13 protein-coding genes are annotated in these 13,296 nt (G+C 74.5%); 2 read left to right on the top strand and 11 right to left on the bottom strand.

The window, feature by feature from the left end; all coding sequences use genetic code 11:
• Positions 1-62: 62 nt before the first annotated feature.
• On the top strand, positions 63-1,568 hold the full coding sequence (locus tag ACPC54_RS32795) for an IucA/IucC family protein (RefSeq protein ID WP_498970076.1): 1,506 nt from the start codon (positions 63-65) through the stop codon (positions 1,566-1,568).
• 27 nt (positions 1,569-1,595) lie between these two features.
• Here ACPC54_RS32795 and ACPC54_RS32800 read toward each other — a convergent pair whose 3' ends face one another.
• A complete protein-coding gene (locus tag ACPC54_RS32800) occupies positions 1,596-2,264 on the bottom strand; it encodes a TetR/AcrR family transcriptional regulator (protein ID WP_498970077.1) in 669 nt (222 codons plus the stop codon).
• A 169-nt stretch (positions 2,265-2,433) separates the two neighbouring features.
• On the opposite strand from ACPC54_RS32800, the gene ACPC54_RS32805 reads away from it, so the two are divergent.
• Complete coding sequence (locus tag ACPC54_RS32805; RefSeq protein ID WP_498970078.1) at positions 2,434-2,889, top strand: PaaI family thioesterase; 456 nt, start codon at positions 2,434-2,436, stop codon at positions 2,887-2,889.
• A 108-nt stretch (positions 2,890-2,997) separates the two neighbouring features.
• Here the strand turns inward: ACPC54_RS32805 and ACPC54_RS32810 are convergent, their stop codons facing one another.
• From ACPC54_RS32810 to ACPC54_RS32855, 10 genes are all read right to left on the bottom strand, one after another.
• Positions 2,998-3,213, bottom strand: coding sequence for a hypothetical protein (locus ACPC54_RS32810; RefSeq protein ID WP_498970079.1), 216 nt, complete (start codon positions 3,211-3,213; stop codon positions 2,998-3,000).
• The gene (locus tag ACPC54_RS32815) at positions 3,210-4,151 is read right to left on the bottom strand and encodes a hypothetical protein (protein ID WP_498970080.1); all 942 of its coding nucleotides are present in this window, start codon (positions 4,149-4,151) and stop codon (positions 3,210-3,212) included. The genes ACPC54_RS32810 and ACPC54_RS32815 overlap by 4 nt, the downstream gene beginning before the upstream one ends.
• Positions 4,152-4,342: 191 nt before the next feature.
• A complete protein-coding gene (locus ACPC54_RS32820) occupies positions 4,343-5,020 on the bottom strand; it encodes a response regulator (protein WP_498970081.1) in 678 nt (225 codons plus the stop codon).
• Entirely contained in the window at positions 5,017-6,402 is a 1,386-nt protein-coding gene (locus tag ACPC54_RS32825; protein WP_498970082.1) for a sensor histidine kinase, read from the bottom strand. The genes ACPC54_RS32820 and ACPC54_RS32825 overlap by 4 nt, the downstream gene beginning before the upstream one ends.
• A gap of 71 nt (positions 6,403-6,473) precedes the next feature.
• Entirely contained in the window at positions 6,474-7,322 is an 849-nt protein-coding gene (locus ACPC54_RS32830) for an ABC transporter permease (protein ID WP_498970083.1), read from the bottom strand.
• A 73-nt stretch (positions 7,323-7,395) separates the two neighbouring features.
• Positions 7,396-8,334 carry an ABC transporter ATP-binding protein gene (locus ACPC54_RS32835; RefSeq protein WP_498970084.1) on the bottom strand — a complete coding sequence of 313 codons (939 nt, stop codon included), beginning with the start codon at positions 8,332-8,334 and terminating at the stop codon, positions 7,396-7,398.
• A 268-nt stretch (positions 8,335-8,602) separates the two neighbouring features.
• Positions 8,603-8,965 carry an MmyB family transcriptional regulator gene (locus ACPC54_RS32840; protein ID WP_498970124.1) on the bottom strand — a complete coding sequence of 121 codons (363 nt, stop codon included), beginning with the start codon at positions 8,963-8,965 and terminating at the stop codon, positions 8,603-8,605.
• Positions 8,962-10,107, bottom strand: a complete 1,146-nt coding sequence (locus ACPC54_RS32845; protein WP_498970085.1) for an SPFH domain-containing protein — start codon at positions 10,105-10,107, stop codon at positions 8,962-8,964. Before ACPC54_RS32845 ends, ACPC54_RS32840 begins: the two co-directional genes overlap by 4 nt.
• Before the next feature lie 13 nt (positions 10,108-10,120).
• Positions 10,121-10,375 carry an NfeD C-terminal domain-containing protein gene (locus ACPC54_RS32850; RefSeq protein ID WP_498970086.1) on the bottom strand — a complete coding sequence of 85 codons (255 nt, stop codon included), beginning with the start codon at positions 10,373-10,375 and terminating at the stop codon, positions 10,121-10,123.
• A 233-nt stretch (positions 10,376-10,608) separates the two neighbouring features.
• Positions 10,609-13,080, bottom strand: coding sequence for an RICIN domain-containing protein (locus tag ACPC54_RS32855; protein ID WP_498970087.1), 2,472 nt, complete (start codon positions 13,078-13,080; stop codon positions 10,609-10,611).
• Positions 13,081-13,296 lie beyond the last annotated feature (216 nt).

A 13,296-nucleotide genomic window follows, 5' to 3' on the forward strand; every position in this document is an offset into this window, starting at 1 on the left:
CATATCATCCACCGGCCCTCATGATGGTCGGAACGGCCGTCCCGCCGGTGAGGGGAGAGCGCATGACCGACGGTGCCGCTGAACGGAGGCTGGCGACCGAGCTGGGCGGGATCCGTCCGGATCTGGTCGACGCCTACCTCGGCGCGCTTCCCGGGGCGCGGGCCGCGGTGCTGGCCCGGCTGTGGCGGGGGCTCGTCCACGAGCCCCTGCCGTGGATCGACGGACGCGTCGCCACGGCGGAGGGGGTCGGCCTGCTGCTGGCGGACGGGCGGGTGCTGCACGGCCCGCGGTCGGACCCGTGGGCCACCGGGACGGCGGTCGCCCGGCTGGAACTGGACGGCCGCCCGTTCGAGCACCCGGCCCGGCTGCTGGAGGCGCTGGCCGTGCCCGGCGGCCGGCGCTTCGCCGAGGAGCTCGACCACAGCGTCGCGTCGATGGCGCTCTCCCGTGCCGCTCCCCGCGCCGCCGGCCCGCCCGGGGCGCCGTGGGAGTGGGAGCAGCGGTCACCGGACGGGCACCCCTACCACCCCACCTGCCGGTCCCGTCCGGGCTTCTCGGCCGCCGAGCAGCTGGCGTACGCGCCGGAGCACCGGCCGGTGGTGGGCCTGCGGCTCGCGGCCGTGGCCGACGCCACGGTGCGCGGCCGGTGGCCGGAGGACCTGCGCGAGGGCCGGTCCACCCTGGTCCCGGTGCACCCCTGGCAGGCCGAGCACGCCCTGACCGGACGGCTCCTGCGGCCCGGCCCGCGGGCGCATCCGCTGCTGTCCCTGCGCACGCTCGACCTCGGCGCGAACCTCGGCGGGGACCTCCACGTCAAGACCGCGCTGAACGTCCGGCTCACCTCCGCGGTGCGCGACATCTCGGCCTACTCGGTGGAACACGCGCTGGCCACCTCCGAGATCGTCGAACGGGCCGCGGAACACCTCGGCGGCCGACTGCACGTCGCCCGGACCCTGGCCGCGGCGGGGGACGGCACGCCGGAGCTGGCCGCGATGCTGCGGGAGTCGCCGTACGTGTACGCGGGGCCGGGAGAACAGGTCGTGCCGGTGGCGCAGCTGCCCGCCTGCTTCGCGCCGCTGGCGGCCGACGAACGCCGGGACCGGATCGCCGAGTTCGCGCTGCTGGCCGTCGGGGTCTGCCTGGATCTGCTCGACCTGGGCGTGGCCCTGGAAGCACACGGGCAGAACCTGCTCGCCGTCCTCGACCGGCGGGGCCGGGCCCGACGCCTGGTCTACCGCGACCTCGCCGACATCCGGCTCAGCCCTGCCCGCCTGGCGCGCCACGGCCTCCGACCGGCGATGACCGGCCGGCTCCTGGACGACGATCCCGCCCGCCTGCGCCGCAAGGTCCTCGGCTGCCTGCTCACCGGAGCGCTGGGCCCGCTGGCCGGCGACGCGCAGGCCCTCGGCGCGATCCTGGCGGGCGTCGCCCGGGGCCTTCCGGCAGGCCCCGACCTGCACGCCCTCGTGGCGGACCCGCTGCCGGTCAAGGCACTCACCTCGATGCGGCTCGCTCCGGCGGGCGAGCACTGGGCGCGGCTGCCCAACCCGGCCCTGCTGCTCCGCTGAGATCCGCGCGGTGCGAGCCGCGGTCCTTCACCGCGCGGCCCCTCGTTCCGGTGCGGCTTGCGGGTAGCGGTGGAGGAAGGTCTCGATGAGGAAGCGGGCGAGGTCGGTGAGCCGCTGCGGGGGGTAGGCGACGGGGTCGCGCAGGAGGAGTCGGCCGCCGTCTTCGAGGGTGGTGAGCAGAACGTGGGCGAGGAGGTCGACGTCGACGGTCTCGGTGCCGGGCCGGTCCCGGAGGAACCGGCGGGCGGTCTCGGCGATGCGGGTGCGGAGGTCGGCCTCGGTGGCTTCCTTGTACTTGCGCACCGGTGCCGGCGAGGTGTCGACGGGCAGCAGGATGGCGCGCCAGCGGGCGGGGTGGGCGAGGACGGCGTCGAAGAAGCCGCGGGCGACGGCGGTGAAGGTGTCGGCGGGGTCGGCGCCGGTCAGGTCGGCGGGGACGACCTCGGCGAGCTGGGCGAGGGCGCGTCGGCCCTCGCGTTCGAGCAGGTCGCGGAGGATGTGGTCGGAGTCGGTGAACTGGCCGTAGACCACCGGGCGGGTGACACCGGCGAGCCGGGCGACGGCGTCGACCGACACCGCGGCCACACCGTCTGCGTTGATGATCTCCAGTGCGGTGTCGAGCAGTTGCTCACGGCGCTCCCCGGGCGGCAGCCGCGGAGCGTAGGGCCGCTTGGGGGTGCTCTGCGCTCTGGCCATGTGCCGGATCGTACCTTGCAAAGCTACACGGCTGAAGCTACGGTCCTGAAGCTACAGGACCGTAGCAATTCGGCGGGGACGGGGTCCGCGGCAGATCACCGCGCCCCGACGACCCTCCGCAGCACCCGACGGTCCCACCCTCAGCGCAGAAGCCCGGAGCCCGAAGCACATGTCCGACACGAGCACCACCACCTTCCCGCAGGACGTCCTGAACGCCTGGGACGCCGCGGGGATCGACCTGTCGACCCTCTTCTCCGCCGGCCCGCTCTGCGACCGCATGGGCATCCGCGTCCTGGAGGCCTCCGGCGACCGGGTCGTCGGCACGATGCCCGTCGAGGGCAACACCCAGCCGTACGGCCTCCTGCACGGCGGCGCCTCCGCCGTCCTCGCCGAGAGCCTCGGCTCGACGGCGGCGGCGCTGCACGGCGGCCCGACCAAGTACCCGGTCGGAGTCGACCTGAACTGCACCCACCACCGCAGCGTCCGCACCGGCCTGGTGACCGGGGTCGCCACCGCCGTCCACCTCGGCCGCACCACGGCGACCTACGAGATCGTCATCACCGACGCCACCGGCCGGCGGGTTTGCACCGCCCGCCTCACCTGCCTTCTGCGGTCCATGAGCTGACCGGACGCCCGAGCCCCGCCCCGGCCGTCACCCGGCGGCAGCGACGCCGGCCCGGAGCAGCGCCTTGGTGGAGCCGGACGTGGCGATGACGCAGCCGTTGTCGGCCGTTCAGCGCCGGAGCGCCCGGACACCGAGGTCGTAGCCCATCGCCCCGAGGGCGAGCACGACGAGCGGCCACACCAGCCGGGAGTCCGGCGGCACCGTGCCGTGCAGCAGCGCGCCGCCGACCGTGCCCGTGCCGAGCACGGCGGTGCACGTCGTGGCGGCGGGCACCCGGACCAGCAGCCCGCGCTCCGGCTCCACGGGAGCCGTTCGGCGGCTCACCGGGCCACCGCCGCCGCGGCCAGGGCGCGCTCGGTGGACCGGCCGCCGAGGCGCTTGAGCTTGCGCCGCACCCGCTCCCCGAAGGCCGCCGGGGACGGGTGGTCGGCCGCGGCGGCGGCCCGGGTCCAGTTCGCCCCCGGGTCCGCGGCCCACGCCGCCGCGACCTCGGCCTCCGCCGGCTCCAGGCCGCGCAGGACCCCGAGGAGTCGGCTGTCCGCGAGCTCCGACCACAGGGCCTCGGCCTCCGGGGAGCGGTGGTCGACCAGCAGGTCCGCGACGACTCGGTCGACGCCGACCGGCTCGCTGAGCAAGGCCGTCCGCCGCCCTCGGACCTTGCGTTCCCACAGCGGCTGCAGGCGCCGGTGCTCGACGTCGGCGTGACGCTTCAGCAGGCCGGTGATGTGGTCGTCCGTGGCCCGGCCGGAACCGAGTGCCTGGACCCAGTCCCCGAGCAGGGCCATCTCCACGGCCTCGCGCCACCGCTCCGGCCGGGACAGGCCCAGCCAGACCCGGCTGAACCCGTCCACGCCCTCCGCATCCCCCAGGATGGCCGCGTTCCGGGCCGCGAGCGCCGCCAGGAGCGCCACGCGCCCGGGCCCGAAGGCCGGATCGGCGGCGGCGCCGAGCACCTCCGCGATGCGCAGCAGGACGAACCCGACCACTTCGTCCCCCGGCACCCGGCTTCCCAGCTCCGCGGACCGCCGAAGGAGGCCCTTCACCAGGAACGTCCCGAAGACGAGGGGATCACCCAGGTCGACTTCCCTGGAGCCGACCGTGATGCTCATCCTCCCCCGGAGCCGCCGCCCTGCGCTGCCGAACCGGCTGCGGCAGCGCAGCGCCCGCCCCGGCAGCCACCAGCCGCCGGTCGTCTCGCCGAGGCCCCCCGGCCGCCGCGCGGTTCCCTCGGCGTCGGGCAGCGCGATCCCAGCGAACGTCATCAGGGTCTCTCCTCACTCCGTGCAGTCAAAGCGTCTTCACCTACCGGCCCGGGAGGGGCCGGTGTCGGCAAAGAATCCTGGACGCCCCGGAGTGATCTGCATCACACGCGGTTCGACGCGCGGCGGCGGCGACTGATCGTCGGGGGCCACGGCCGGCCCTGCCGACTCCCGACCATTCCGTCGTCCCGAGGTCAGGAAGGCGGGTTGGGGCGGGTGAGGCCGTGGTCGTAGGCGAAGATCACGGCTTGGACGCGGTCGCGGGCGCCGACCTTGGCCATGACGCGGCCGACGTGGGTCTTGACGGTCGACTCCGCCAGGACCAGGCGCTCGGCGATCTCGCTGTTGGTCCACCCCTGGGCGATGGCGACCAGGATCTGCCGCTCGCGGTCGGTCAGGGCGTTCAGGCGGGGGTCGTCGGTGGCCGCCGCGCCGGGTGGGCGGGCGGGCAGGTGGTGGGCGTAGGCGTCGAGGAGGCGGCGGGTGACGGCGGGGGCGACGACGGCGTCGCCGCCGGCGACCGCGTGGATCCCGGCGAGCAGTTCCTCCGGGCGGGCGTCCTTGAGCAGGAAGCCGCTGGCGCCGGCCCGCAGCGCGGCGTGGGTGTACTCGTCGAGGTCGAAGGTGGTGAGCACCAGGATGCGCGAGCGTCCGCCGGAGGCGACGATCTGCCGGGTGGCCTCGATGCCGTCCATGCCGGGCATGCGGATGTCCATGAGGACGACGTCGGGTCGCAGGTCGGCGGTCAGGCGGACGGCCTCGGAGCCGTGGGCCGCCTCCCCGACGACCTCGGTGTCGGGCTGGCTCTCCAGCAGCATCCGGAAGCCGTAGCGCTGCAGTGGCTGGTCGTCCACGATGAGGACGGTGGTCACGTCAAGCCGCCTGTCGGGTCGGGGGTGAGGTCGCGCAGGGTCTCGGGGGTGAGGTGGAGTACGGCCTCCACGGTCCAGCCCGCACCGGGGGCCGGGCCCGCGGTGACGGTGCCGCCGTACAGGGCCGCGCGTTCGCGCATGCCGGCCAGGCCGTGCCCTTCGCCGGTGGGCAGGTCCGGCCGGGGGCCGCCGCCGGGCGGGCCGCTGTCCCGGACGCGTACCCGCAGTCGGGCGGTGTCGGCGGTCAGGCTGACGTGGGCCCGGGTGTCGGGGCCAGCGTGCTTGAGGGCGTTGGTGAGGGCCTCCTGCACGATGCGGTAGGCCATCAGCTGGACGCCGCGGTCCAGTTGCTCCAGGTCACCACCGACGGTGTACGCCACCTGCGGGCCGGCGGCGCGGATGCGGGCGCACAGCCCGTCGAGGTCGGCGACGCCCGGCTGGGGGTTGAACTCGGCGGCCTGGTCGGTCCGGTCGCGCAGCACGCCGAGCATCCGGCGCAGCTCGCCCAGTGCCTGCCGGCTGGTCTCGCCGATCAGCTGGAGCGCCTCGCGGCCCCGCTCCGGGGAGGCCTGGGCGGCGTAGGCGCCGCCGTCCGCCAGGGTGACGATGACGGACAGGTTGTGGCCGATGATGTCGTGCATCTCCCGCGCGACGCGGGCCCGCTCGGTGGCGGTGGCCAGCCGGCTGCGCTGGTCCCGCTCGACTTCCAGGCGGGCCGCCCGTTCGCGCAGCCCGGCGAGCTGGGCGCGGCGGACGCGCACGGCGATGCCCAGGGCGGCGGCCGCCGTCTGGGCGCTGACCAGGAAGAACAGCGCGTCCCCGAGGGCCATCCCGCTGGAGACCCGGACGGCGACCAGGGCCATGGCGCCGGCCGTGACCGCGCAGGACCAGGCCAGGTGCCGCAGCCGGCCGTGCAGGGCGAGGCTGTACAGGGCCACCAGCAGGGCGACGTCGGCGCGCAGGGCGACGCCGAGCGACCACTGGAGCACGAACACGGCCATGATCACCGCGAACGCGGCGGTCGGCCGCCTGCGGCGCCACAGCAGGGGCAGCATCAGGCCCGCCTGCAGGGCCAGCGTCGCCGCGAGCGGCAGGTGGGTGAAGGCGATCCGGTGTTCGTGCGGGCCTTCGGCGCGCCCCGGGACGAGGTCGGGGACGCAGAACAGCAGGACGCCGAGCGCGACGACGGAGACGTCCAGGACCCAGGGGTGGTCGTGGTCGGCCTGCCGCACGCGCTGGCCGGTCCGGACCAGGCGCGCGAGCAGCGGATGGCCCGCCCACTGGTCCGAGCCGGCGTCGGCGGCGGCGTACGTGCCGAAGCCCGGGCCGGGCGGGACGGCCGGGCCCGGGACGGTCGCATCGGTGGCATCGCGGTCGCGCACGGGTGGCACCTCCCTGGTGGCCGGGGTCGTGGTGCGGCGCCGGTCGGTACCGGCGCCGCACTGGAAGTGTCTCAGGCGTCGGTGCGCACCAGCCGCACCGCGGCACCGCCGAGGGCGAGCACCGTCCAGCCGAGGAAGACGACCAGCCCGGTCGTCGGCGACAGGGTGGCCGTGTCGTGGTGGAGGGCGAACATCGCCTCGCCGGCGTGGCTGGGCAGGTACGGGCTGATGTGGCTCTGCCAGGAGCTGGGGAGCAGCGAGGTCAGGCCGGGGATCAGCATCAGCGAGGCCACCAGGACGGCGATGCCGCCGGCCACCGAGCGCAGCAGCGCGCCGAGGGCCACGCCGATCACGCCGACGAGCCCGAGGTAGAGCCCGGCGCCCAGCAGGCCGCGGACGGCCCCGGTATCGGACAGCGTCATGGCGGCGCGGGTGCCGGAGAGGATGCCGCTGTCGGCCAGGAAGGTGGCGAACACACCGGCGGTGCCGAGGACCAGCGCGATCACGCCGAACACCGCGCCCTTGGACCACAGCACGGGCAGGCGGCGCGGCACGGCGGCCAGGGTGGAGCGGATCATGCCGGTCGAGTACTCGCCGGCGGCGACCAGCACGCCGAGGACGCCGAGCGCCAGCTGGGCGAAGTTGGTGCCGAACAGCGACAGGCTCAGGGCGGTGGAGTCGGCGAAGTCCCGGTCCATCGGGCGGCCCGAGGTGATCCTCGACTTGAACTGGAACGCGGCGATCAGGCCGAACGCGACCAGGAACAGCAGGGCCAGGCCGAGGGTGATCCAGGTGGAGCGCAGGGTCCACAGCTTCGACCACTCCGAGCGCAGCACGCGCACCGCCGTCACCTTGTAGGCGGGGCGCGCGGGCCGCGGGTCGGCGGGCGTGGACGTGGGGCTCGGTGCGAGGGTACTCATGCGGCCACCTCGCTACGCTCGGCAGGCGCTTCGCACAATGCGCACCTTTCGATGATTCGCTCGCTTCGCTCGCTCATGCCGCGCTCCTCGGGGTCTCGGTGCCGATGGTCGAGCCGTGGTACTCCACGGCGTCCCTGGTCAGGTCCATGAACGCCTCCTCCAGGGAGACCGTCCGCGGGGTGAGCTCGTACACGGCGATGCCGTGCTCGGCGGCGGTGATGCCGATCTCGCGGGCCGTGCGGCCGGTGACCAGGAGCTCCTCCGAGCCGGCCCGGCCGGTGATCTCCACCCCGGCTCCGGCCAGCGCCGTGCGCAGCCGGGCCGGGTCGGCGCTGGCCACCTTGACGGCGTCGCCGCCGGCCTGGCGGACCAGGTCCTGCACGGTGGTGTCGGCCAGCAGCCGGCCCCGGCCGACGATGATCAGGTGGTCGGCGACGAGGGCGACCTCGCTCATCAGGTGCGAGGAGACGAAGACGGTGCGGCCCTCGGCGGCGAGCCCGGTGAGGAGGTTGCGGATCCACAGGACACCCTCCGGGTCGAGCCCGTTCACCGGCTCGTCCAGCATCACCGTGGCCGGGTCGCCGAGCAGGGCCGAGGCGATGCCGAGCCGCTGGCCCATGCCCAGGGAGAACGCCCCGGCGCGCTTGCGGGCCACCGACTGCAGCCCGGTCAGCTCGATGGCCTCGTCGACCCGGCTGCGGGGGATGCCGTGGGTGTGGGCCTGGGCCATCAGGTGGTTGAACGCCGACCGGCCGGGGTGGATCGACTTGGCCTCCAGCAGCGCGCCGACCTCCTGGAGGGGCGCCGCGTGCTCCGCGTAGCGGCGGCCGTTGACGCGCACCGACCCGCTGGTGGGCGCGTCCAGCCCGACGATCATCCGCATAGTGGTCGACTTGCCGGCCCCGTTGGGGCCCAGGAAGCCGGTCACCGCGCCGGGCCGGACCGTGAAGTCCAGTCGGTCCACGGCGGTCTTCTCCCCGTACCGCTTCGTCAGCTGTTGCGCCTCGATCATCGCTCACCCCTACGCTCCGGGGCCGGGCCGACCCGGCCGCCCTCGGGTTCCACGCTAGGGGCGGCGGCGGCCCGGACCGCGGCACCACGGTCCGATCATCGGGACGCCCGTAGTACCGCGGTACCACGGCGGAACCCCACTGCGGCACCGGGTGCGGCCGCCCGGCGACGTGAACGGACGAACGGCGGTTCCGGCCATCCGGCGTGGATGGCGGGAACCGCCGTTCAGGTCCTGGCCCGGTGGTCCGGCGGGCCTGCCGGGCGGGCGCTCAGGTGGTCGAGCGGGCTTTCGAGCGGGCGGTGCGGTCAGCGCTCACGGCGGCACCTGCGGGCGATGAGCAGGGTCCCGCCGCCTGCCGCCACCAGGGTCGCGGCTGCGGCCGGTCCGCCGCACTCGGAGCGGTGGAACGGAGGACGTCCAGCGCCTCCTCGGCGGGGCTTCCGGGCGGGGCCGTGTAGACCACCAGCAGGTGGTGCGGGGCGCCGGGGGCCTGGAAGGTCTCGTACTCCAGCGTCAGCTCTCCGACCGCGGGGTGGCCGAAACGCTTGAGCCCGAAGGTCTTCTCGTGCACGTGGTGGCCGGCCCACAGGGTGCGGAAAATCGCGCTGCCGAGGGAGAGTTCGCCGATCAGGCGGACGAGTCCAGCCCGGGCCGGTCCCCGGGCCGGTCCGCGTTCCGGTCGGCCCGGCCCTGCTGGGTGCCCAGGCCCTGGCGGACCGAGTCCAGGATCGTCAGGCCCTGGCTGACCAGGCCCGCGGCGATCTCGCCCAGGCCGTCGGTGCCGTTGAGCACGTTGACGTTGGCGCCCGCGAGGCCGCCCGCCGCCTCCTTGACGATCTGCGGCAGCTGGTCGATCAGCATCCGGTCCAGCGCGACCCGGTCGTGCGAGGCCGCCGCCTCGGCCTGGATCTTCATCCGCTCCGCCTCGGCCAGCGCGACGACCCGGATCCGCTCGGCCTCCGCCTCGGCCGGCTTCACGATCTCGGCCACCAGCTGCTGCTGGCGCAGTTCGGCCGCGCGCTGGGCCAGTTCGGTCTGCGCCGCCAGCACCTCCTGCTGCGCGTGTGCCTGTGCCAGGGGGCCGGCCTGGGCGGCCTGCGCCTGGGCCTGGTCCACCTCGGCGTTGTACTGCGCCTTCACCACCGCCGTCTGCCGGGCGTACTCGGCCTGTTGCCGGGCGGACTCCTGCTCGGCCTCCGCCGCGGCCTGGGCGGCCTGCGCCTGGGCGATCTGGGCCTGGCGCTGGATGGCGGCCCGGTGCGGGGCCGACATCGCGGCGATGTAGCCGGTGTCCCCGTCGTCGATCGACTGGATCTGCAGCGAGTCCACGCTCAGTCCGATCTTCGCCATCTCGGCCTTCGAGGTGTCCAGCACCTCGGTGGCGAGCTTCTGCCGTTCGGTGACGATCTCCTCGACCGTCATCGAGCCGATGATGGCGCGCAGGTGCCCGGCGAAGATCCGGCCGGTCAGCACGGACATCTGCTCCTGGTCGGACAGAAAGCGCTGGCCCGCGTTGACGATGCTCTCGGTGTCGTTGCCGACCTTGAAGGCGATCACCGCCCGTACCGTCAGCGCGATCCCCTGCCTGGTCACGCAGGTCTCGGCGACCTCCGCCTCGCACATCGCCAGGGTCAGGAAGCGGACCTTGCGGAAGACCGGAAGCACGAACGTGCCGTGCCCGGTCACCACCCGGAACGGCGCTCCGGACAGCCCCCGCTTCCCACCCGAGATCAGCATCGCCTGGTCGGGGGCGGGAACCCGATAACCGAACATCCTGGTCGTCTCCTCAGCGCACGCCGTCCGGCCGGTCGGCCAACGGGTCGTCGGTCGGGTCGGCCCATTCGATGACGTCGACCTGGCGCGCACCACGCGATTCGACCACCAGGACGGAGGTCCCCTGCGGCAGGGGCTCGTCCGACCAGGCGAGGAAGGCCTCCGAACCGCCCCTGACCCGCACCAGGACCTCACCGGGGCCGGCGGTTCCCCGGGTGCCGATCAGCAGCACCCCCGGGCAGCCGATCACGGCCTCGTCGGACACCATCGACGGCCCCTCTCCCGTTGAACGTCGCGCGGCCGTCCCGGCACCGGCTCGTGCCGGCGGCGCACGGGCGCGCAACCGGCTCACCGTACCGGAGCACCGCCGGTTCCAGAGTGTCACGCGCCACTCGCACTGTCGAAGGAATGGACGCGAATGCCTTCGAGGAATGCCGTGGGCGGTCGTCGGCCCGGCGGGGGGCGCCGGGGAAGGTCCGCGGCGCCCGCGCCGGGCGGGCGTCAGCCGGCGACGGCGACGGTGGTGGTCCGGCCCGGGGCGACGGTGACGGTGGCGTAGGTGTAGGTGAGGCCGTCGACCGTCGTGGTGCGGGCGCTCCGGGCGGTGCCGTCGACGGTGACGGTCGGGTGGCTGCCGGGGAAGCGGGCCTGCCAGGTGCGGGGCGCGGTACCGGTGTTGGTGAGGGTGCTGCTGGTCCGGCCGTCGTGGCGCAGGGTCACGGTGCCGGTGCCGATCGGGATGTCCGTGAGCTGGACCCAGCCGATGTCGGAGGGGAGTTGGGAGGTGGTGGTCAGGGAGCCGGTGGCGGCGTCGGGTTCGACGCCGAGCAGGCCCTGGACGGTCTGGGCGAGCAGGGTGAAGGGGAGTTCGGGGTAGTCGCCGTTGAGCATCCGGCCGCTGGCGTGGGGCTGGTCGACGCCCTGGTGGATGTGCCGCATCCACTTCCAGGCGGTGTCACCGTCGTGGCCGGCGAAGAAGGCGTCGGGCAGGTAGCTGAGGCCCTCGGCGTTGGCGGAGGCCTGCGGGCCCGAGTCCTGGGCGTCGATGAACGCCAGGTAGGAGTCGAGGCGCGGGCCCGGGTCGAGGAGCCGCTTCGCGGGCATCAGCACGCTGGTCTCGTAGCCCCAGCCGCCGACCGGGCGGCCCTGGGTGTCGTAGCCGTGGACGAGGTCGCCGGGGTGCGCCGGGTCGTCGGGGTGCGCGGGGTCGTCGGGGTGCGCGGGGTCGACGCTCCAGGTGGTGTTGACGTAGTGCTTCAGGGTGGTGGCGGCCTGCCGGTAGCCGTCGGCGCCGGTGGTGTCGCCGCGGGCGTCGGCCAGGGTCGCGGCGGCCAGGTAGGCCTGGTACTGGGCGGCGAGGGCGTCGCCGGCCTCGGCGTAGGTGCTGGCGGCGTTCTCGGCGTAACTGGCGGTGCCGGCGAAGATGTTGTCGCTGGTCGCCTGCGGGATCGGGATGCCGTGGTCGTCGATCGGCCCGGGGTGGCGGTCGATGAGGGTGCTCAGGGTGCCGCGGACGTAGTCGGTCAGCACGGGGTCGTCGGCGTAGTCGCGGTCGCCGGTCCAGCGGTAGGCCTCGCCGGCCTTCTCCACCAGTTCGAAGGGGGCGGGCAGTTCCCGGACGAAGCTGGTCGGGCTGTGGTAGTCGATGCTGCCGTAGGTCGTCGCGTCGAAGTTGAGGGCCCAGACCGGGAATCGGCCGTTGGCCTCGGTGGCGGAGCCGGCGAAGCCGCGCAGCATGGTCTTGTTCTGGGCGTCGAGGCCGAGCAGGTGGGCGCCGACCAGCTGGTGGGCGAAGTCGCGGATGTAGAAGTCGGAGCGGAACGGGTAGCCGGCCCAGTAGGTGGTGTCGTAGGTGCCGGTGTGGGTGCCGCCGCGGTTGTTCTCGTCCATGTTCAGCACGCCGGTGGTGCCGGCCTGCTGGACCCAGCTGTTGGCCTTGGTCTTGGCCCAGTCGAAGAGGCCGACCAGTTCGGCGTTGGAGGAGCTGATCCGCGGGTCGTTCGGGGCGGAGGGGGCCACCGCGGCGTCGTCCACGTTGACCCAGCCCGAGGGTGCGGAGCCGATGGTCAGGGTGACCTGGTCGCCCGCCGCGACCTTGACCCGGGGAAGGGTGTACTTGGCGTAGGTGCCCTGCTCGGGCAGGGTCAGTGACCGCACCACGGTGCCGTTGACGCCGACCGAGAGGGTGCCTCCGGCCGCGCCGGTCGCGATCCAGGCCGACAGGTCGTACGAGCCCGCGCTCAGGGCGGTGACCTGCTGGCTCACCCGGTAGCCGGGGCCGGCGTCGAGGTAGGCGAGGCGGCTGCCGGAGTGCGGGTTGTTGGTGGCCGTGCCGGTGTGCTCGGTGAACGTCCAGCCCTGGGGGCCGTCCTCGAAGCCGGGGTTGGCGAGGACCAGCGGCTCGGTGCGGGTCAGCGTCCAGCGCTGGCCCGGCGAGGAGTCGCAGCGGCGGGCCCGCACGGGCGCGCCGCCGGACGTGTCGTCCGCGCCGCCGGGTGCGGTGAGGCACTGGCCGTTGTCGAGCACGGCGAGGCGGTAACCGCCGCCGGCCGCCCGGGAGACGGTGAACCGCGCGGCGGCGGGGGCGGCGCCGCAGTCCTCGGTGACGGCCGCCCGCTCCCGCTGGTGCCCGGAGCCGGGGACGGTCAGGCAGCGCCGGGTCGCGGAGTTGATCAGGAGGTAGGCGGCCGGCTCGGTGGTGTTGACCCGCAGCAGGCGCCAGCGCTGGCTCAACAGCCCCTGGCAGGCCGCCCGGACGGCGGGCGTGCCGGGGGCGGACTGCGCGAACCTCGTCCCCAGGCAGCCGCCGTCCGCCGCGGATCCGAGGACGAAGGCACCGCCGTTCACGGGGGCGTCGCTCACCACGGCGCCGTCCGCCGCCCGGGCCGGGCCGGCGACGGACACCTGGGCGGTGAGGACGGTCAGGGCCGCGAGGACGGCGAGGGCTGACGGCAGGGCACGGATGGGGGGCACGGGGACTCCTTGGCGGTCCGGTGCGGCGGGGACGTGGCGGCAGGGGTCACCGGGTTTTTGAACGAGGGTTTGAACGTTCAAAGTCGCGGCCGGACGGTGCGGGCGCGAACCTCGACCCCGGGGTCTTGACCCATGTGACCGGTGACATGTGTCATTTCACATGCCGCACCGCATGCCCGTCAACGGCGCCTGCGGCAGCGGCCGTTGCCTCCCCCG

This window comes from Kitasatospora sp. NPDC094028, assembly GCF_049543595.1.
GTDB lineage: Bacteria > Actinomycetota > Actinomycetes > Streptomycetales > Streptomycetaceae > Kitasatospora.